The sequence below is a fragment of the Rhizobium sp. UGM030330-04 genome (assembly GCF_003208455.1).
GTDB lineage: Bacteria > Pseudomonadota > Alphaproteobacteria > Rhizobiales > Rhizobiaceae > Agrobacterium > Agrobacterium rhizogenes_A.
In genome coordinates, this window is the sequence record NZ_QKML01000010.1 from 1 (window position 1) to 20,565 (window position 20,565).

The 20,565-nt window shown below is 59.2% G+C and carries 19 protein-coding genes and 2 tRNA genes; 10 read left to right on the forward strand and 11 right to left on the reverse strand.

The window, feature by feature from the left end:
* Nucleotides 1–18 precede the first annotated feature (18 nt).
* Nucleotides 19–95, reverse strand: a tRNA-Asp gene (locus N434_RS15835).
* 87 nt (nt 96–182) lie between these two features.
* Complete coding sequence (locus N434_RS26105) at nt 183–314, reverse strand: hypothetical protein (RefSeq protein ID WP_262516867.1); 132 nt, start codon at nt 312–314, stop codon at nt 183–185.
* A 226-nt stretch (nt 315–540) separates the two neighbouring features.
* On the opposite strand from N434_RS26105, the gene N434_RS15840 reads away from it, so the two are divergent.
* A tRNA-Val gene (locus N434_RS15840) sits at nt 541–616 on the forward strand.
* Between the two features lie 321 nt (nt 617–937).
* Nucleotides 938–1,075 carry a hypothetical protein gene (locus tag N434_RS25980; RefSeq protein WP_162854462.1) on the forward strand — a complete coding sequence of 46 codons (138 nt, stop codon included), beginning with the start codon at nt 938–940 and terminating at the stop codon, nt 1,073–1,075.
* Between the two features lie 189 nt (nt 1,076–1,264).
* Here N434_RS25980 and N434_RS15845 read toward each other — a convergent pair whose 3' ends face one another.
* The 6 genes from N434_RS15845 to clpP form a co-directional block, all read right to left on the reverse strand.
* Nucleotides 1,265–3,463: an esterase-like activity of phytase family protein gene (locus tag N434_RS15845; protein ID WP_110759199.1), complete on the reverse strand. Its 2,199-nt coding sequence runs from the start codon at nt 3,461–3,463 to the stop codon at nt 1,265–1,267.
* Nucleotides 3,464–3,815: 352 nt separating this feature from the next.
* Nucleotides 3,816–4,091, reverse strand: coding sequence for a DNA-binding protein HupB (gene hupB / locus N434_RS15850; RefSeq protein WP_003502360.1), 276 nt, complete (start codon nt 4,089–4,091; stop codon nt 3,816–3,818).
* A 288-nt stretch (nt 4,092–4,379) separates the two neighbouring features.
* Nucleotides 4,380–6,797 carry an endopeptidase La gene (gene lon / locus N434_RS15855; RefSeq protein WP_110759200.1) on the reverse strand — a complete coding sequence of 806 codons (2,418 nt, stop codon included), beginning with the start codon at nt 6,795–6,797 and terminating at the stop codon, nt 4,380–4,382.
* Nucleotides 6,798–7,178: 381 nt separating this feature from the next.
* On the reverse strand, nt 7,179–7,547 hold the full coding sequence (locus N434_RS15865) for a VOC family protein (RefSeq protein ID WP_110759202.1): 369 nt from the start codon (nt 7,545–7,547) through the stop codon (nt 7,179–7,181).
* Between the two features lie 197 nt (nt 7,548–7,744).
* Nucleotides 7,745–9,022: an ATP-dependent Clp protease ATP-binding subunit ClpX gene (clpX, locus tag N434_RS15870; RefSeq protein WP_003521528.1), complete on the reverse strand. Its 1,278-nt coding sequence runs from the start codon at nt 9,020–9,022 to the stop codon at nt 7,745–7,747.
* 292 nt (nt 9,023–9,314) lie between these two features.
* A complete protein-coding gene (gene clpP / locus N434_RS15875; RefSeq protein ID WP_003521529.1) occupies nt 9,315–9,947 on the reverse strand; it encodes an ATP-dependent Clp endopeptidase proteolytic subunit ClpP in 633 nt (210 codons plus the stop codon).
* 454 nt (nt 9,948–10,401) lie between these two features.
* On the opposite strand from clpP, the gene N434_RS15880 reads away from it, so the two are divergent.
* The 3 genes from N434_RS15880 (at nt 10,402) to N434_RS15890 (ending at nt 13,404) form a co-directional block, all read left to right on the forward strand.
* Nucleotides 10,402–11,649, forward strand: coding sequence for a GGDEF domain-containing protein (locus N434_RS15880; RefSeq protein ID WP_110759204.1), 1,248 nt, complete (start codon nt 10,402–10,404; stop codon nt 11,647–11,649).
* Nucleotides 11,650–11,738: 89 nt separating this feature from the next.
* A complete protein-coding gene (locus N434_RS15885) occupies nt 11,739–12,986 on the forward strand; it encodes a cytochrome P450 (protein ID WP_110759205.1) in 1,248 nt (415 codons plus the stop codon).
* A gap of 175 nt (nt 12,987–13,161) precedes the next feature.
* Nucleotides 13,162–13,404: a type II toxin-antitoxin system VapC family toxin gene (locus N434_RS15890; RefSeq protein ID WP_110759207.1), complete on the forward strand. Its 243-nt coding sequence runs from the start codon at nt 13,162–13,164 to the stop codon at nt 13,402–13,404.
* Between the two features lie 7 nt (nt 13,405–13,411).
* Here the strand turns inward: N434_RS15890 and N434_RS15895 are convergent, their stop codons facing one another.
* From N434_RS15895 to N434_RS15905, 3 genes are all read right to left on the reverse strand, one after another.
* Complete coding sequence (locus N434_RS15895) at nt 13,412–13,756, reverse strand: cupin domain-containing protein (RefSeq protein ID WP_065115429.1); 345 nt, start codon at nt 13,754–13,756, stop codon at nt 13,412–13,414.
* 15 nt (nt 13,757–13,771) lie between these two features.
* Nucleotides 13,772–15,055, reverse strand: coding sequence for an O-acetylhomoserine aminocarboxypropyltransferase (locus N434_RS15900; protein WP_110759208.1), 1,284 nt, complete (start codon nt 15,053–15,055; stop codon nt 13,772–13,774).
* A gap of 73 nt (nt 15,056–15,128) precedes the next feature.
* Nucleotides 15,129–15,563 carry a CoA-binding protein gene (locus tag N434_RS15905; protein ID WP_065115427.1) on the reverse strand — a complete coding sequence of 145 codons (435 nt, stop codon included), beginning with the start codon at nt 15,561–15,563 and terminating at the stop codon, nt 15,129–15,131.
* Nucleotides 15,564–16,442: 879 nt separating this feature from the next.
* On the opposite strand from N434_RS15905, the gene N434_RS15910 reads away from it, so the two are divergent.
* The 5 genes from N434_RS15910 (at nt 16,443) to argC (ending at nt 20,556) form a co-directional block, all read left to right on the forward strand.
* Entirely contained in the window at nt 16,443–17,279 is an 837-nt protein-coding gene (locus N434_RS15910) for an EamA family transporter (RefSeq protein ID WP_065115426.1), read from the forward strand.
* 253 nt (nt 17,280–17,532) lie between these two features.
* Complete coding sequence (gene rplM / locus N434_RS15915; RefSeq protein ID WP_004441288.1) at nt 17,533–17,997, forward strand: 50S ribosomal protein L13; 465 nt, start codon at nt 17,533–17,535, stop codon at nt 17,995–17,997.
* Between the two features lie 2 nt (nt 17,998–17,999).
* Entirely contained in the window at nt 18,000–18,467 is a 468-nt protein-coding gene (gene rpsI, locus N434_RS15920) for a 30S ribosomal protein S9 (protein WP_051795849.1), read from the forward strand.
* Between the two features lie 132 nt (nt 18,468–18,599).
* Nucleotides 18,600–19,553, forward strand: coding sequence for an agmatinase (speB, locus tag N434_RS15925; protein WP_110759209.1), 954 nt, complete (start codon nt 18,600–18,602; stop codon nt 19,551–19,553).
* A 70-nt stretch (nt 19,554–19,623) separates the two neighbouring features.
* Nucleotides 19,624–20,556 (forward strand): N-acetyl-gamma-glutamyl-phosphate reductase, encoded by a 933-nt coding sequence (argC, locus tag N434_RS15930; RefSeq protein ID WP_110759210.1) that lies wholly within the window; start codon nt 19,624–19,626, stop codon nt 20,554–20,556.
* Nucleotides 20,557–20,565: the final 9 nt, after the last annotated feature.

Here is a 20,565-nt window from a genome sequence, read left to right on the forward strand (position 1 = left end):
GTTTTCCGAGGAACAGGATGGCGCGAGTGACGGGGCTCGAACCCGCGACCTCCGGCGTGACAGGCCGGCACTCTAACCGACTGAGCTACACCCGCATCTCCTGACGACAGAACCTTGTCCCGCCGCTCGAACCAGCCTCGGCTGTTCGATGAGCGGCTAACTACGGCGTTCGTGCGGGGGTGTCAAGCAGGTTTCACGACAAAAGAATAAGCTTCTTCATTTTGATCGGGAAAAACCGGAAGGCCGCTGAAGGCGAATGGCGCAGAGCCGCTATTTTCCGGGCTTTTCCCAACGAAAACAAAAAACTTGTCCACAGCCGCAGGCTTCCGTAACGGGATTTTCACAAGGCCATCAAGGCGTCTTAGGGTCGTGTTTCAGGCAAAAAGCCCGCAGTTCCCGGCTTTTTACCGCCTGGCCGCGGCGACGGAAAAATCTCTCGGCAAAAAAAACAAAAAAACTTCACAAAAGCTCTTGCGGTTTTTTTCCGATCCGAATACATCACGGCCACCGACGCGGCGGACATGATCCGAGGCACGCGAAGGGCGATTAGCTCAGTTGGTAGAGCGCCTCGTTTACACCGAGGATGTCGGGAGTTCGAGTCTCTCATCGCCCACCATTTATTTCCCTTTCCAGACTACGAATGTTGGCCGGTAGATATTTCAGGTGACGTGCCGCGTCGCTCGAGTTTCCGGCTTCGTGCGCCATGATCCCCCCGCCCCCGAGACGTGGCTCTCGGGACAGGATTTCGGCTTCGCAGCGCCGGAATCGTTCTTATGGTCCGAATCTATTCCAAATCGGCACTTCTGCTCCAGATTCCGACAGCTCCACCTCCCCCCCTGTTCCACTCCGTAACATACCGGAAAATAAGCGGATTCAGACTTTTTAAAGGGATTTCGGGCATTGTTTTTGCACCGTTTCATGATGAACGGTGGAACTGATGGATGAAACCATGACGATCGACGCGTTTGTGACGCTCGCGCTTATAGCGCTGCCTGTTTATATTTTTTTCCGCTGGGTTCAGCAGGATTCGGAAAAGCAGGACACTCCCAAAAACAAGAATTCCATGGGACGGTGACCCGCCACGGTCGTCAGCGTATTTTCCCGCATAAACCCGCTCCTATCAGATACCGACGCCGCACGGCCGCTTAACGGCCGTGAACTGTGTTGCTTCGCGCAAAGCGCTGACCTGTCGCCGTATCGCTTCCGCAATAAAAAAGCCGGGCTATGCCCGGCTTTTCCCATTTTGCAGTGCCGTTCGGCGCGATCAGTTGATCGCCTTCAGATTGACCGTGAAGAACAGCGTCTCACCGGACGAATCGTCCACACCGTCATTGTCGGTCACGGCATAGGCCGTTCCAGCCTTGTCGAAGGTGAAGCCTTCCAGCTTGTCGACGACGTAGCCGTTGGTCTGGGCCTTGAGGTCCGGCAGGAAATCATGGGCTTCCTGCTTGGCCACCAGCGGCAGCTCGCCGCCAATCTTGCCCGGCTTCAGGTCCGCGATTGCAACGCGGTAGAGCTTCTTGATCTTGGCCTTGTCACCGATCTGGTTGTCACGCTCGACGATATAGACATATTCGCCCTGCGCGGTGATTTCGGAGAGACCGACCCAGCCTGCCTCGGTCTTGTCGAGCGGGTAACGCACCGCGCCCCATTCCTTGGACTTCGGCTTGTAGGAGACGAGCTTGACGAAGCCCTTCTCGTCCGTGCCCCATTCACGCTGAACGGCCATCCACAGCGTCGCATCGTCGCCCTTGCCGATCATGGTCACGCCTTCGAAACCGAAGCGGGTCTCACCGGCGAGAAGTTCCTTCGGCAGCGCGATCTCGGCCTTGATTTCACCCTTGGCGTTGACGTTGTAGAGCGCGTGCGGAACGAGCTTGGCGCTGTCGCCTTCCGAGGCCAGCCAGAAGCCGCCCTTGCCATCCAGCGTGATACCTTCGATATCGAGCTTCTGGGCAGCGATACCGTCACGCTTGATGCGCAGCACGCTGGTGATGGTGGCGGGCTTCTTCGTCGCGTCGATGGTGTAGATCGACGGCTGGTTGCCATAGACCGAGTCGGAAACGGCATAAAGAATGCCAGGCTTCTCGGCATCGCCGACCAGGCCCGAAAGAGCGCCCCAGCCGATCGGTGCGCCGTCAACGGTGGCGGAAACCAGCTGCGGATAGGCTGCTTCGCCCTCAGCGCGCTCATAGAGCATGACGTGCGAGCGGACGCCGCCGTCCTCGACCAGATCGACCTCGTTGGCCGTGGCGAGCAGATTGCGCGACGGGATGGCGACTGCGCCTTCCGGCGAAACGCCCGAAGGCAGGAGCTGGGTCAGTTCCGGCTCCTTGCCGGTGTCCTTGTAGACAGCGACGACGGAGGCACGCTCGGAAAGCACGAAGAAGTACTTCTGGTCGCCGAATGTTGCCGCTTCCAGACCTTCCGGCTCGATGCCCTTGGCCTTGGAGCGCTTTTCCGGATAGTGGCCGATGGCCGCAACCGCATGCTCGAGCGAGGCGCCGGATTCATAGAGAAGCTTGCCCGTCTTGTCGAAGATGGTAAAGCCGCGCGAACCGCCCTGCCAGTCGCCTTCGTTGGCGATGACGATGCGGTCGTTGTCCAGCCACTTCACCGCGTCCGGCTCGCGCTTGCGGCCTTCCTGCTTGTCGGTGAACTTCAGCTGGCCGTCGGACTTCGTGTCGATGCCTTCGAGATCAACCGTGCCGGCGGAGAAATGCGTCTTCACCGTGCCGGTCTTGCCGTCGAGAATGACGATATGGTTGTTTTCCTGCAGCGTGAGCGCGATCTCGCCATTGGCGTTGATCGAAACGAATTCCGGCTCCGGATCTTCCGGGGCGATTTCAGCGAGACCGGTGAGTTCGATCTTCTTCAGCGTCGCGCAGTCGGCAACGCCGTCCTTCAGGCCGACCGTTACCAGATAGCCAGCCGGCATCTGCGGCAGCGCACCTTCATTCACCTCTTCGTCGCGCTCGTTTTCGATTGCGATGGCGGCAAAGGTCTTGTCCGGAGAGACGGCAACCGAATCGGGCTGGCCGCCCAGATCACAGCTTGCCTCGATCTTCTTGGTGGCGATATCGACCGTCACCAGCTTGCCGGACGGCTTGGCGCGGTTTTCCGACGTGTTGACGCCGGCCAGAACCTTGACGCCGGCGACGGCAACCGAGGTCGGCTCGCCTTCGAGCAGCAACGCGCCGCCTGCCTTCGGGGCCTTCGCATCGGTGATGTCGATGAAGCCGATGCCACCAAGCGGGCTGTCCGAATAGATCAGGGTCTTGCCATCTTCGCTGGCGGTGATGATTTCAGCCGACGTGACGGACTTTGCATCCTTGTCGGCAGGCAGGTTCTGCGCCACCGGGAAAGATGCGATGCGGTTGAAAACCGGCTCGGCAGCGGCCGGAAAAGCTGCGGATGTAAGCAGCGCAGCAGTCAAAGCCATATGAGAAAATCGGAACGCCATTATAATCCCCCTTGGGTCCAAAAATACCCCATGGCTTCTGCGTCAAAGACATGACAGTGGCATGACATTTCCTTGCGGCTGAATCAAAAAGCCCGGCCGTGAAGGCCGGGCTTTCGTGTTTATGCGCACATTCCGCGTATCGAAACGCCGTGTGTCCGGATGGAAGCTACACAGGCGCGCATCGATACTTTCAATCCACACCATACCAGCTAAGAAGTCTGGCCATCCGAGAGATTCTCGGAAGGCCTGCCCGTCTTTGTGCCTGCTGATGGGTCAGCGCGTCAAAACATGCTTCCTCGTGAACCTGAAAAGCCATCCGCCCGCCGCCGGGCGTCATGGCCTTCCGGAAACCTTACGAGTTGACGGCGTCCTTCAGGCCCTTGCCTGCGGAGAACTTCGGCACGTTGCGAGCCGGGATATCGACTTCAGCACCCGTGGAAGGGTTACGGCCCTTGGAGGCTTCACGGCGGCTTACGGAGAAGCTGCCGAAGCCGGCCAGGCGGATGTCGCCACCGTTCTTCAGTTCGCTCTGTACGGTTTCGAATACTGCATCAACCGCGGAAGCAGCATCTGCCTTCGTGAGACCAGCCTTTTCGGCAACAGCAGAGACGAGCTCGTTCTTGTTCATGTTTCCACCCCTTTCAATGGTTTGAAACGACTCAAATTAAGCCGGCGCAGAATACGTTCGCATCCGCGCGCAGCAACTCAAAAGCGCTGGAATCGCCTGAAAAACAAGGGGTCTACGGTTTTTTTCACAAAAAAGGCCGACATTTCTGCCGGCCTTCCCCATAATCGTGCCAATTTGGCATCACTTGCGCGGGCCGCAGCGCCGCATGTCTCTTCAGACACCTAACATATTGATTCCATGCACCCGCTTTGCGGAAACCGATTCCGGCTTCCGCGCCGCCGGCATGTATCAATGCGCGATTGTCTGGCCGCCGTCGTCGACACCTTCGACGGTGGCGATAACAGGCGTCTCGATGCTGCCGTCCCACTCGATGGGCTCCGGCTGGCGGATGAGCGCGTGCTTAATGACTTCGCCCATGCGCGAAACCGGGATGATCTCCATCTCGTTCTTCACGTTGTCCGGAATCTCCGCCAGATCCTTGGCGTTCTCTTCCGGGATCAGCACCTTCTTGATGCCGCCGCGCAGTGCCGCAAGCAGCTTTTCCTTCAGGCCGCCGATCGGCAGCACGCGACCGCGAAGCGTGATCTCGCCCGTCATCGCCACATCCTTCGAGACCGGAATGCCGGTCATGATGGAGACGATGGCGGTCGCCATGGCAACACCGGCGGAGGGTCCGTCCTTCGGGGTCGCACCTTCCGGAACGTGAACGTGGATGTCGCTCTTGTCGAAGCGCGGCGGCTCGATGCCGAAGTCCACGGCGCGCGAACGGACATAGGATGCCGCCGCCGAAATGGATTCCTTCATCACTTCCTTGAGGTTGCCGGTAACCGTCATGCGGCCCTTGCCCGGCATCATCACGCCTTCGATGGTGAGCAGCTCACCGCCGACTTCCGTCCAGGCAAGACCCGTGACAACACCGACCTGATCCTCACGCTCGGCCTCGCCATGGCGGAACCGCGGAACGCCCAGATAATCCGGAACGTTGGCAGCGGTAACCTCGACGGACTTGACCTTGCCCTTGATGATCTCGGTGACAGCCTTGCGGGCCAGCTTCATCAGCTCGCGCTCGAAGCTGCGCACGCCCGCCTCGCGGGTGTACTGCTGGATGACGATCATCAGAGCGTCATCGGTAACCGAGAACTCTTCCGGACGCAGGGCATGTTCCTTGATCGCCTTCGGCAACAGGTGACGCTTGGCGATTTCGCGCTTCTCGTCTTCCGTGTAACCGGCGATGCGGATCACTTCCATACGGTCCATCAGCGGGCCGGGAATGTTCAGCGTGTTGGCCGTGGTCACGAACATCACGTCGGACAGGTCGTATTCCACCTCAAGGTAGTGATCCATGAAGGTGGAGTTCTGTTCCGGATCGAGCACCTCCAGCAGTGCGGATGACGGGTCGCCACGGAAATCCATGCCCATCTTGTCGATTTCGTCAAGCAGGAAGAGCGGGTTCGCCTTCTTGGCCTTCTTCATCGACTGGACGATCTTGCCGGGCATGGAGCCGATATAGGTACGGCGATGACCGCGGATTTCCGCCTCGTCGCGCACGCCGCCAAGCGCCATGCGGACATATTCGCGGCCGGTCGCCTTGGCGATCGACTTGGCGAGCGAGGTCTTACCGACGCCGGGTGGGCCGACGAGGCACAGGATGGGTCCGCGGATCTTCGAGGCGCGCGCCTGTACGGCCAGATATTCGACGATACGTTCCTTCACCTTGTCCAGACCGAAATGATCCTGATCGAGGATCGTCTCGGCGCTGTTGAGGTCGGTCTTGATCTTCGACTTCTTGCCCCAGGGCAGACCGAGCAGCCAGTCCAGATAGTTGCGCACGACGGTCGCTTCCGCGGACATCGGGCTCATCTGGCGAAGCTTCTTCATTTCCGCTTCGGCCTTTTCCTTGGCCTCCTTGGAAAGCTTGGTCTTGGCGATGCGCTCTTCCAGTTCGGCCATCTCGTCACGGCCGTCCTCGCCGTCGCCGAGTTCCTTCTGGATCGCCTTCATCTGCTCGTTCAGGTAATATTCGCGCTGGGTTTTCTCCATCTGGCGCTTGACGCGCGAGCGGATGCGCTTTTCGACCTGCAGCACGGAAATCTCGCCTTCCATGAAGCCGAGCGCCTTTTCAAGCCGCTGCTTCACGCTGACGGTTTCCAGCATTTCCTGCTTTTCGGTGATCTTGATCGACAGGTGCGAAGCGACCGTGTCGGCAAGCTTCGAATAATCGTCGATCTGGCCGGCAGCGCCGACAACCTCGGGCGAAATCTTCTTGTTGAGCTTCACATAGCTCTCGAATTCAGACACGACGGAACGCGACAGCGCTTCGATTTCAACCGGGTCTTCGGCGGGTTCCTGCAGCGGCGTCGCGGAGGCTTCGTAGAAGTCCTCGCGGTCGGTGTAGGAATCAATCTGGGCGCGGCCCTTGCCTTCCACCAGCACCTTGACCGTGCCGTCGGGCAGCTTCAGGAGCTGCAGGACATTGGCGACCGTGCCGACCTTGTGGATGGCCTCCGGGGCCGGATCGTCATCGCTGGCATTGATCTGGGTGACAAGCATGATCTGCTTGTCCGAACCCATGACCTCTTCGAGAGCGCGAATGGATTTTTCCCGCCCGACGAACAGGGGAACGATCATATGCGGGAAAACGACAATGTCGCGCAGGGGAAGTACCGGATAGGTACCGCCAGATGCCGCAGACGTGATGTTCGTCATATCATTTCCTTTCCATGGTCCCTTTCGGGACACCTTGCCGGACAGCTTGGGGCATCCGGCATATTCATTTCTCGAGACTGAAAGTGGAGTTTCGAAACACCGATTTCAAGTCGCCGGAACAGACGGTCCCGCGAAGCGGCAGGACCGTGAAATTCAACAAAACCCAGCGCTGGCTACTACTCCCGACATTTCCGGTTATCCCAAGGGATCAGGAACCGGGTCACCGACGGCAATTCACATTTCCGTCACATCGCGCTGCAAATCAGTTGTAAGACTTTATCAGCAAAGCGCAATCCGCTCCAAACGCAAAATGGCAGACGAAGCTTTCCTCCACCTGATTGTCGAAATGTAGCTGCGAGATACTTGGAACATCAAAGAGCGTTACAGCATCTCCGCGACCATGGGGCCGCGAATGCCGATGCAATTGCCCCAGGGGTCGCGGAACTGGCACATCCAGAGTTCATCATCGATTTTCATCGGACCGCGATAAAGAACAGCACCCGCTTCACGCAGATGCGCCAGGGACCGCCCGAAATCACCCGTCCACCAATAGACGACGGACCCGGCCGCCCCGCTCGCAACCTTTTCGTCGGCGGGAACGATTTCCAGCTGGATATCGCCGATCCGCAAAAATTCGAAGCCGGACGGAAGGCTGGCGGACGGGACGGCCTCCGGAAACGCCTTGCCGTACCAGAGCAACCCCTCGGCGGGGTCGGACACATGAACAAGGATTGCGGTTACAGGGTTCATCGAGATACCGAATATTGACTGGAGCCCTTCTGCTTCTCCATGAAAAGCAAAGGCGCTCCATCGCGTTGTTTTTACGTATTGTTCAGGCGCCGGACGCCGCCGTTTCATCGGAAATGCCGCGAATGCCGGGCAGACGCCACGCAAAGAAAAGCCCCCCACAGCCGTTGCTGCGAGGGGCTTTGTTCTTCTGGAACCGATCAGGCCGAAACGTTGGTCTTTTCTTCCTGACGATCCGCGTAGATGTAGAGCGGACGGGCGACACCGCTGACGACGTCGTTGGAGATCACCACTTCGCGAACGCCTTCCAGGGTCGGCAGTTCGAACATGGTATCCAGCAGGATCTTTTCCATGATCGAACGCAGGCCGCGCGCGCCGGTCTTGCGGGTGATCGCCTTGCGGGCAATCTCGCGCAGCGCGTCCTCGTGGAAGGTCAGTTCCACATCTTCCATCTCGAACAGGCGCTGATACTGCTTGACGAGCGCGTTCTTCGGCTCGGACAGGATCTGGATCAGCGCATCTTCATCAAGGTCTTCCAGCGTTGCGAGAACGGGCAGACGGCCGATGAATTCCGGGATGAGACCGAACTTCACCAGATCTTCCGGCTCCAGCTCGCGCAGCACCTCGCCCACACGGCGATCGTCTTCCGCCTTGACGGTCGCACCGAAGCCGATCGAGGTCTTCTCACCACGGGCCGAGATGATCTTGTCGAGGCCGGCAAACGCGCCGCCGCAGATGAACAGGATGTTGGTCGTATCCACCTGCAGGAATTCCTGCTGCGGATGCTTGCGGCCACCCTGCGGCGGAACGGAAGCGACCGTGCCTTCCATGATCTTCAGAAGCGCCTGCTGGACGCCCTCGCCCGACACGTCGCGCGTGATGGACGGATTGTCCGACTTGCGGGAAATCTTGTCGACTTCGTCGATATAGACGATGCCGCGCTGGGCGCGCTCGACATTGTAATCCGCAGCCTGCAACAGCTTCAGGATGATGTTTTCCACGTCCTCGCCGACATAACCGGCTTCGGTCAGCGTCGTTGCGTCCGCCATGGTGAAGGGAACGTCGATGATGCGGGCGAGCGTCTGGGCAAGATAGGTCTTGCCGCAGCCCGTCGGGCCGACGAGCATGATGTTCGACTTCGCCAGCTCGACATCGCCGTTCTTGGAGGCGTGCGCGAGGCGCTTGTAATGGTTGTGAACGGCCACCGACAGGATCTTCTTCGCCTGCTTCTGACCGATGACATATTCGTCGAGGATCTTGATGATATCCTGCGGGGTGGGAACACCCTCGCGCGACTTCACCATCGACGTCTTGTTCTCCTCGCGGATGATGTCCATGCACAATTCGACGCATTCATCGCAGATGAATACTGTCGGCCCGGCAATGAGTTTCCGGACTTCGTGCTGGCTCTTGCCGCAGAATGAACAATAGAGTGTATTCTTAGAGTCGCCGCCGTTGCTGCCGCTGACTTTGCTCATATCTCTTTCCTTCCAGCACGCCGCAGGTCCGCCAAACGGATCGCGGTCAACTTACCGCCCGCAGATACGGCCCGCCTTGGGGTGCATTGCCGTATCCGCCTCGTTTCCCGGGGTACTAGCCGTGTCAGATACAGGAGCTGACAACCGGCTGCAACGAATTCCCCATCAAACCAAAGGCCACGTCATAAAAATTCAACACAGCCTTAATATATACTAATATCGCTTTCTGTTCCGGTTGAAAGCCCCGAAATTACTTTTGCGGGATCAAACAAACGTCAAAAAGCGGCGCGCCTCAATTCGCGGCGGCGCCCTCGATTTCCTGGCGCGAGGTCAGGATCTTGTCGATCACACCCCAGTCCTTCGCCTCGTCCGCATCCATGAAGTGGTCGCGATCAAGGGTTTTTTCAACCTCTTCCAGCGTGCGGCCGGTGTGCTTCACGTAGACTTCATTGAGGCGACGTTTCATCTTGATTATGTCACGGGCGTGACGCTCGATATCCGATGCCTGGCCCTGGAAGCCACCGGAAGGCTGGTGCACCATGATGCGGGCGTTCGGGGTCGCGAAACGCATTCCCTTTTCACCGGCAGCCAGGAGCAGCGAGCCCATCGATGCGGCCTGACCGACGCAGAGCGTCGAGACAGCGGGACGAATGAACTGCATCGTATCGTAGATCGCCATGCCGGCGGTCACGACGCCACCTGGCGAATTGATGTAAAGCGCGATTTCCTTCTTGGGGTTTTCAGCCTCAAGGAAAAGCAGCTGCGCGCAGACGAGCGAAGCCATCTGGTCTTCCACCGGTCCGGTGAGGAAAATGATGCGTTCCTTGAGAAGACGGGAAAATATGTCATAGGAGCGTTCGCCGCGATTGGTCTGCTCTACGACCATCGGCACCAGAGCCATGGCGGTATCAACTGGATTTTTCATGTCCGTCCTTTGTCAACTCTGCCCTTCGCGGAAAGCCGCTCCGGAATCACTTCTAACCTTCATACTCCCTACATAGAGTGTCCCTGCCCCGTACTTCAAGACACGAAGCCGCATATCCTTAACGGCTCAACAGCGTTTACAGGCCTTTCGGCCCCCTGCCGGCGGCGGCTTCAAACCGGCGGGGGCATCTCGAGCCGCTTGCCGTCACCGGCGTTATTTTTCGTCCGGCCAAGCCGCAAATGCAAAAACGCTCCACCATGCACAGATATAACTTCTCACCGGCAAGAACTCGTTAGGGATTTGCGGCTGATACTGCGCGGCGAATTTCCGGTTCCCGTCAGGGAGCGGGCGCCTCATTCAGGCGAAATGGCATCTCAACAATTCCCGCGGGCATTGCGCACATCGTGCCGCAAACCCCGCTTTCACGGCATGATAGCGCAGATAGGATCTTGCAATGCTGGATGCAAAAACGGGCATGCTGCTCTGGGCGTCGGAGACGTTCACCCTCGCAGTCCTTCTGGGAACCCTGTGGCTGCACCGCCCTTCCCGCCAGCATAATTTCCATTTCGCCGCCGGTTTCCTTTCCACCGGCGTCGGCGCCATCCTCGTCGCCCTGCGCGGCGACATCCCCTATTTCCTGTCGATCGAAGTCGGCAATACGCTCGCGCTTGCAGCTTTCAGCTTCTGGCTGGCCGGTCTTCTCTCCTTCGAACAACGCAAGCTCGGCGGCTGGATCGCCATTCCGGCGCTTCTGTGGGTGGGCGGAATGCTTGTCCCGCCGGTGCGGGACAGCATGATTTCACGTATCCTGCTCTACCATGCCTGTGCCGCGGTCGCTTATTTCATGCTGGCGGGCGTCGTTCTGGCAAACCGGAGCCGGGCGTCGCTCAGCCGCAAGGTTCTTGCCGCGACCTTCATTCTGCAGGCCTTTTTTGGCGCGGTTGTCGCAACCGTCGTCATTCCCGGCGATATCACATCCCCCAACGCCGTCGCGCTGACGTCGCCGCTCGCCTTCTCAGGCATGCTCGGCTTCACCGTCATCATCATGATCAGCGCGAAAATCATCATGGAAGATACCGAAGCCCGGCTGCACCGGCTTGCCATGACGGACCACCTCACCGGTGTCCTCAACCGGCGCGGCCTTCTGGAAGAGTTCGAGCGCATCAAAAAACGGTCGTCCGCCTCCAGCCGCTACGTGGCGCTGGTGCTGTTCGACATCGATCATTTCAAGAAGATCAACGACAAATATGGCCATCAGTCCGGCGATGCGGTGCTCGTGCATTTCTGCGATATCGCGCGGCGCGTCATTGGCGATCGTGGCCTTTTCGTCAGGATGGGCGGCGAAGAATTCGCGCTGGTGGCCGAGGTCGAAAGCCCGTCCAGCACCGTTACGCTGGCCGAGGCCATCCGCAGCAATCTGCGCCTTTCCAGAATCAGCTCACGCGGCGAAGGTATCGAAGTCACCACCAGCGTCGGCATCTCCGAAGCCCTGATCAGGGATGCCGAGCTGAGCGTGATGATGACGGAAGCCGACCGCGCGCTTTACGCCGCGAAAAAGGCCGGACGCAACAGGACCGTCCTCCACGTGAATTCGGCCAATGTCGTCGTGCCTTCCGTGGACCGGGACGAAAATCCGATGGACAATAATGCCGACCGGCAGGTTGCGGCACTGAACCGGATATCCGCCATCGCCAGCCGGTGACAAGATCGACAGGCGGCGACAAACGGAAAAACACGCAGGCGGTTTCCACCACCCTTCCCAAAGCAAGAGACGCGGAATAAACCTTGGGCATGACAGCGACATTTCCCTTCCTCAAAATCGATCCCGCCACACGCCGCGTTTCACTGAATGCGCGCGATCCCGCCTTCTACACTGATCCGAACCCGGTCTATGCGGCCCTGCACGCGCAATGTCCCACCTTTTACTGGGAAGAGCAGCGGCAATGGTTCTTCACTGGATACGACCATGTGAGCGCGCTTCTGCGCGACCGCCGGTTCGGCAGACAAATCCTGCATGTGGCAAGCCGGGAGGAAATCGGCCTGGCCGAGCCGCTGGAACATGTGAAGCACTTCGACGCCGCCGAGCAGCACTCGCTGCTGGAACTGGAGCCGCCGGAACATACGCGGCTGCGCACGCTCATCAACCGCGCCTTCGTGTCGCGGCACGTCGACAAGATGAAACCGGAAATCGAGGAACTCGCCAACCGCCTGATCGACGCCTTCGAAGCCAATGGCGAAACCGAACTGCTGTCTTCTTATGCCGACATCATTCCGGTGACGATGATCGCCCGCATGATCGGCATTCCCGAAGAGATGGGGCCGCAGCTCCTGAAATGGTCACATGCCTATGTCGGCATGTACATGTTCAAACGCACTGCCGGGGACGAGCTTCTTGCCGACAGGGCAGCCAGGGAATTTTCAGACTATGTGCGCAGCGTGATCGCGGAACGGCGGGCGGAGCCGCAAGACGATCTCTTGAGCCACATGATCCACACGGAACACAAGGGCCAGTATCTGACCGACGACGAGCTGGTCTCCACCACCATCGTGCTGCTGAACGCCGGGCACGAGGCGACCGTGCACCAGATCGGCAATTCCGTTCGCATCATCCTGGAAAGCGGCATCTCGCCTGACACCCTGTTCAGCGACGAGACGACCACAGAGCGCACGGTTGAAGAGACGCTGCGTATCTGCGCGCCGGTCCATATTTTCCAGCGCTGGGTTCTGGAACCGGTCGAGATCGACGGTGTGACGTTCAAACGCGGTGACAAGGTCAGCCTCATTCTGGCCGCGGCCAATCTCGATCCGGCAAAGTTTTCCGATCCACTGGCCTTCCGGCCTGACCGGAACGAGGGCGTCAATGTTTCCTTCGGCGCCGGTATCCATTTCTGCATCGGCGCACCGCTGGCAAGGCTGGAGCTTAATCTTGCCCTGCCGCTGCTGTTCAGACGCCTGCCGGGTCTCAGGATCGCCCAGCCGCCAAAGGTCAAGGACGTCTATCATTTCCATGGTCTGGAACGGCTCGATCTGGCGTGGTGAAGTCGTTTTTTGTGCCCGATGCGCTATGGCATTTTCGTCCAACGGTGATGAGGCAAATGCCTTGGCAACCAAATCGAAGAAAAAGCGCGTTCCCGGGCGCTTCAAGGAAACGCTGGTCATCGGCGCGGTTTTTTGAACCCTCGCCGGAGGATGAACTTAAAAAGTTCTCAGGCGAATGAAATATCCTCTGGATACTCATGCTTTGCTCTGGTGGCTAAGCGACCATGAGCAACATAAGGCGGGAAGGCTTTCAGGAACTTCCCATCAGCAGCGCGCATATGGTTCGCAGCGCCATGCTACCGGGGATCACCGCGATCCGTTCGACCGGATTCTCGCGGCTCAGGCGATCCTCGAAAACATGGCGCTGATATCCATCGACGAGAAAATTCCCTCGCCGGGCGTCATGACGCGCTGGTAGTTCCCGGTCACAGCCGGATGACATAATCCTTCCGCGTTGTCTCCACGACCTCCCATGTCCCCGTGAAGCCGGGGCGCAGGACCACCCTGTCGCCCGGCCTCAGGTCGCGTGGCGCTCCGCCGTCCTCCGTCAGGATGGAATGGCCTTCGAGAATGCTGAAATATTCCCATTCGTCATAGATCACCCGCCATTTTCCGGGCGTGGATTGCCAGATGCCGGCATAGATACCGCCCGGCGCTTCCTCCAGATTCCATGTGGTGAATTTCGGATCGCCGGAAATCAGTCTTTCCGGAGCAGGCGCACCGTGCTCCGCCTCAACCGGCCCATCTTCGAATGTCAGCAAATTCGTCATGATGAGGCCAGCCTCTCAGATCTTCGCAAGGGACTGTTCAAGATCGGCGATGATGTCCTTGACGTCCTCAATGCCGACGGAGAGGCGCACCACATCCGCCCCGGCGCCGGCCGCCGCCTGCTGTTCCGGCGTCAGCTGCGCATGGGTGGTGGAGGCCGGATGGATGACGAGCGAGCGCGTATCGCCGATATTGGCGAGATGTGAAAAAAGCTGCAACCCTTCCACCAGCGCCTTGCCGGCGGCATAGCCGCCCCTGACGCCGAAGGTGAAGACGGAGCCTGCCCCTTTCGGCGAATAATGCTGCTGCAGGGCGTGGTTATCGCTGTCCTCCAGCCCGGCATAATGCACCCAACCGACTTTCGGATGCGCCTTCAGCCATTTGGCGACGGCGAGCGCGTTATCGGAATGACGCTGAACGCGCAGCGGCAGGGTTTCTATGCCGGTCAAAATGAGAAAGGCGTTGAAGGGCGAGATGGCCGGCCCCAGATCACGCAGACCAAGCACACGGCAGGCGATGGCGAAAGCGAAATTGCCGAAGGTCTGGTGCAGCACGACGCCCGAATATTCCGGCCGCGGCTGCGACAGCGCCGGATATCTGTCGGTCGCCGACCAGTCGAAGGTGCCGCCGTCAACGATGATGCCGCCCATGGAATTGCCGTGGCCACCGAGAAATTTCGTCAGCGAATGCAGCACGATATCCGCACCGTGTTCGAGCGGCCGCAACAGGTACGGGCTCGCCATGGTATTGTCGACGATGAGCGGCAGGCCGTGCCGGTGGGCAATGTCGGCAATTGCGGCGATATCCACGAAAGTCCCGCCGGGATTGGCGAGGCTTTCGATGAAGACGGCGCGCGTGCGGTCATCGATCTGCGCCTCGAAACTTTCCGGATCGGTCGCATCCGCCCAGCGCACCTGCCAGTCGAAGCCCTTGAAGGCGTGGCCGAACTGGTTGATCGAGCCGCCATAAAGCTGGCGGGCAGCGACGAAATTGTCGCCATGCTGCAGCAGCGTGTGAAAGACCAGCAGTTGCGCGGCGTGGCCGGATGCGACGGCAAGCGCCGCCGTGCCGCCTTCAAGCGCCGCGACACGCTCTTCCAGAACCGCCTGGGTGGGGTTCATGATGCGGGTATAGATATTGCCGAATTCCTTCAGCCCGAACAGCGCCGCGGCGTGATCGGCATCACGGAAAGCGTAAGCGGTCGTCTGGTAGATGGGCGTCGCGCGCGCGCCGGTGGTCGGATCAGGCTGCGCACCGGCATGGACGGCCAACGTTGAGAAACCGGGATTGCTGCTCGGCATGGTATTTCCTCCAATTAAATTTTGGAGGGATCATAATGCCTTGCCGCCAAATGATAAGTCCGATCTGTACCAACTATCGCATAATATTGAGACGCGGATACTCAATTGCGGGGCAACGATCCATCACCACGTTCACGCCATAGGCCTCCGCCTTGGCGGCGGCGTTGTCGTCCCGCACGGATAGCTGACCCCAGATCACTTTCGGTCGCTGCGGCAACAGGATAGCCTCCTCGACGACCGCGGGCAGATATTCCGCCGCCCGGAAGACATCGACCATATCCACCGGTTCCGGAATATCCGCGAGCCGGGCATAGACCTTCTGCCCCAATATCTCCTTGCCCGCCTGACCGGGATTGACGGGAAACACCCGATAGCCCTTCGACAGCAGGAACCGCATGACGCCATGGCTCGGCCGGTCCGGGTTGGGTGAGGCGCCAAGCAGGGCGATGGTCCTGACATCGGTGAGGATTTTTCTGAGATAGTCCGGTTCGTAAGTATCATGCTGCATGTCAACTTGTCCCTTTGGCACGTCACGCAGTTTGGGAAACGCCGACGGACGCCGCCCGTGAAAGACCGGTGCCAGCCTCGCATTTCCTGCATGCGTGTGCAGGCGCATTTGCGCATTGCCGCCCCTTGTCCTCTCCCTCATTTAGGGAGGCGCATCGCTCTCTTGAACCCCCTGCCCCGTCTTTAAAACATGCTGCCGACACCTTCGCCGGCCTGCCACGGCCGATTTCGTCCACGCAAAATGATTTCACGAAACCAGCCCGGGCACAGCTGTATTGAGTATTTTCATCCAGTTTTCAAAAATGGCCCATATGCGGGGAAATGCCGGCTCAAGCAACATTAACGTGCATTTCATGCGCCCTTCGTCTCCTGTTTGTTTTCATTCCGTTCACCGGTGAATTAGTCATGTCTAATTTTCAGAAAGTTATTCTGTAAATCAATCCATTTGTAAATCTGTAACGTTGCAGTTTATCACTTTACATGGATATGAAATTAATTTTCATAACGGTGAAAGAAGCCGGCATCCGAATTGATACACCCGACCAACGCGCCGGAAACGGAAATCCAGCGCGAATATCCGGTAAAATCGCCGCGTTTTTGCCTCAGAATATATGCCGATACGAAACCGGAAGCCGTGCGTCCGGCACCTGCGTGGCAATCTTATGGATGAAATCATGAGCACAGCAGCAGGACCATCGAAGCGCGAGGCTTCGCGACATGCACAAAGCCGAAATTTAACGCATGTCATCTTCCGCGGAAAGGCCGAACGTCGGGCAGGATAGCCGGCGACCGCAAGGCTTCACGTCCTGTCGAAAATGGATTCCGGTTTGCTGGCCGATGCTATAGGTTGCCCAAAGTAGCCCGCGAGCGAGTCTCTATTGTGACAATCGACATTCTTCTTCTGGTTCTCCTGGGCGCAATTCTGCATGCCGGATGGAATGCGCTGGTCAAATCCGGATCAGACAAGTCACTGGACGCCTCGCTGATTGCCGCCGGGGCAGCCGCCTGCTCGTTGCCCTTCCTGCCCTTTCTGCCGCTGCCCGCTCCGGTCGCCATTCCCTTCCTGATCGCTTCCGCCATCCTGCAATTCGCCTATTTTCGCCTTGTCGCCGCCGCCTACACGATCGGCGATATCGGCCTTGTCTATCCCGTCATGCGCGGTGTGGCGCCCTTGATCGTCGCCGCGACAAGCAGCCTTTTCCTGAGCGAGGTTCTGAGCCCGCTTGCGCTGGCAGGGATATCAATCATTTCCGCCGGCATCCTCACGCTTGCCTTCGAGGCGCGGCGCGGCGGCGGAAAAGCGATCCTCGTCGCCCTCCTCAACGCCTTCGTCATCGCCTCCTACACTTTCGTGGATGGCGTCGGCGCCAGGCTTTCCGGCAACGCCATCTCCTATACGCTATGGATGTCGCTGCTGCCGCCCGTGCTGCTTTTCGGCTTCGCCTTCTACCAGCGCGGGACGAGCGCCGTCATGGGCCATGTGCGGCGCAACTGGTGGCGCGGCCTGGTCGGTGGCGGAGGCTCCATTCTCTCCTACGGACTGGCCCTCTACGCCATGACCAAGGCCCCCGTCGCCGTCGTCGCGGCACTCAGGGAAACCTCCATTCTCTTTGCGCTGGTGATTTCCGTCGTGATACTGAAGGAACGCGCCAGCCTCTGGCGTTATCTTGCCGGCGGCATCATCGCGGCAGGCGTTCTGGTCATGCGACTGGGGTAAAACGGACAGGCTTGATGGGGTAAAATAATACCACATCAACAAGTATTTGTTTTTGCATAGTTATTTTTACAGCCCGCCAAAAACGTCATATTGACGCATCTGCCGCCGCGCCGTATAAGCGCGCCAGATCGGATTCCAGCCGGAATAGGGTCATTTGCGGTTGCCGTTAACGGCAACCAAACCAAGCAACAAGAAACGCCCGTATGCTCTTTCAAACAGGAGGATGACGGGTCCACGTTAGAAAGTGAAATCCATGTCTACTTTCGTTCAGAAGCCTGCTGAGGTGGAGAAGAAGTGGGTCATCATCGATGCCGAAGGCCTCGTTGTTGGTCGCCTCGCCACCATCGTTGCAACCCGCCTGCGCGGCAAGCACAAGGCCACCTACACCCCCCACGTCGATGATGGCGACAACGTCATCGTCATCAACGCGGAAAAGGTTGCCCTCACCGGCAAGAAGTATTCCGACAAGAAGTACTACTGGCACACCGGTCACCCGGGTGGCATCAAGGAGCGTACGGCTCGCCAGATCATCGAAGGCCGCTTCCCGGAGCGCGTCGTTGAAAAGGCCGTCGAGCGCATGATCCCGCGCGGCCCGCTCGGCCGTCGCCAGATGAAGAACCTGCGCGTTTACGCTGGTTCCAACCACCCGCACGAAGCACAGCAGCCGGTCGTTCTCGACGTTGCCGCGCTCAACAAGAAGAACGTAAGGAGCGCCTGATAATGGCCGATCTTTCCTCTCTGAAAGACCTCGCCCCGGCTTCGGAAGCTTCGGCTCCCGTGCATGTCCGCAAGGTTGACACCCTCGGCCGCTCCTACGCGACCGGCAAGCGCAAGAACGCCGTAGCCCGCGTATGGGTCAAGGCCGGTTCTGGCAAGATCATCATCAACGGCCGCGATTTCACCGCGTATTTCGCACGTCCGGTTCTGCAGATGATCCTTCAGCAGCCGATCGTCGCCGCTGCCCGCACGGGTCAGTTCGACATCATCGCCACCGTTGCCGGTGGTGGTCTGTCCGGTCAGGCCGGTGCCGTTCGTCACGGTCTGTCCAAGGCCCTCACCTACTTCGAACCGGGCCTGCGCTCCGTTCTGAAGAAGGGTGGCTTCCTGACCCGCGACAGCCGCGTCGTCGAGCGTAAGAAGTACGGTAAGGCCAAGGCCCGCCGTTCGTTCCAGTTCTCCAAGCGCTAATCGCTTCTACGAACGGTTCGTTCAGAACTTCGAAAGGCGGGACTTCGGTTCCGCCTTTTTTTTCATGGTTTCCTCCCTTGTTTTTTCAACAGGAAGACAGCAACCTCGGCGCAAATCGCAATGGGGTGATCAATGCCGTCCAAAACCATCGACCATGCCTTCACCGCAACGACCCTGACATCGGCCGCCACCGATCCGACCCATGCGGGTGTCCTTTCCTTCATGCGGCGCAAATATACCAAGAACCTCAAGGGCGTATCGACGGCCATCTGGGGCATTCCCTTCGATGCAGCCACCTCCAACCGGCCGGGTGCACGCTTCGGGCCGCAGGCCATCCGCCGCGCCTCGGCGATTTTCGATAACGATCCGCAATATCCTTTCGCGCGCGATCTCTTCGCCCATATGCCGACCGTTGATTATGGCGACTGTCTGCTGGACTACGGCAACCACTGGAAAACACCTGACACGATCGAAAAGGAAGCGCGCAGGATCATCTCGAAAACGGATTATCTGCTGACGCTCGGCGGCGATCATTTCATTACCTGGCCACTCCTGAAGGCGCATGTGGCCAGGCACGGGCCGCTGGCGCTGGTGCAGTTCGATGCGCATCAGGACACATGGTTCGACGATGGCAAGCGCATAGACCATGGCTCCTTCGTGGCCCGTGCCGTGCGCGACGGGCTGATCGATGCGGACCGCTCGATCCAGATCGGCATCCGCACCCATGCGCCCGACGATTTCGGCATCCGCATTCTCCACGGTTACGAGGTTGAGGAAATGCGGGCGGGCGACATCGCCTCACTGATCGTCAAGCATACGGGCGGCATGCCGGCCTACCTGACTTTCGATATCGACTGTCTTGACCCGGCCTTTACACCGGGAACCGGCACGCCTGTCGCCGGCGGACCGACCAGCGCCAAGATATTGTCTGTTCTGCGCGGGCTCGGCCAGCTTGATATTCGCGGCTCCGATGTGGTGGAGGTGGCACCCGCTTACGATCATGCGGATATTACCGCCATTGCCGGAGCGACCGTTGCAATGTATATGCTTGGCCTGCGCGCCGAACGGCTGGCCAAGGCCGGCTGAGAGAAAAAACGGCGCTTGCCAAACTGATTCCGAGTACACTCGCAACCCTTTGAAAAGTCAGGACAAGGACATGACAGCGAAGATCTTCATCGATGGCGAACACGGCACCACGGGTCTGCAGATCCGCACGCGCCTTGCCGGTCGCCGCGATATTGACCTGCTGTCCATTCCCGAAGCCGAGCGTCGTAATGCGGCGATGCGCGAGGATATGCTCAACAGTGCCGACATTTCCATCCTCTGCCTGCCTGACGATGCTTCCCGGGAAGCCGTCTCCATGGTGGCCGGCAACAACAATGTCCGCATCATCGACACCTCGACCGCCTATCGCGTCCACAAGGACTGGGCTTACGGTTTTGCCGAAATGGACCGGGAACAGGGTGAGAAGGTCCGTTCCGCCCGTTTCGTCGCCAATCCGGGCTGCTATCCGACGGGCGCGATCGGCCTCATCCGCCCGCTGCGAGCCGCCGGCATCCTGCCCGACGGGTATCCGGTCAGCGTCAATGCGGTCTCCGGTTATACCGGCGGCGGCAAGCAGATGATCGCGCAGATGGAAGACCAGAGCCGCGACGACGCGATCAGCGCCAATAATTTCCTCTACGGCCTGACGCTCACGCACAAGCACGTGCCGGAAATGACCATTCACGGCCAGCTCGACCGCGCGCCGCTGTTTGCGCCTTCCGTCGGACGTTTCCCGCAGGGCATGATCGTGCAGGTGCCACTGTTTGCCGCCGACCTCAAGGAAGGCACGAGCATCGAGACGGTCCATGCGGCATTGACTGCCCATTATGCGGGGCAGGACATCGTCAGCGTCGTTGCGCTTGCCGAAAGCAAGGGCCTCAACCGTATCGATGCCGAGGAACTGGCCGGCAAGGACACGATGAAGCTCTTCGTCTTCGGTACGCCGGGCGGCGAGCATATCAATCTCGTCGCACTGCTCGACAATCTCGGCAAGGGCGCATCCGGCGCGGCTGTGCAGAACATGGAGCTGATGCTGTCGGCATGAGGCTTTCCG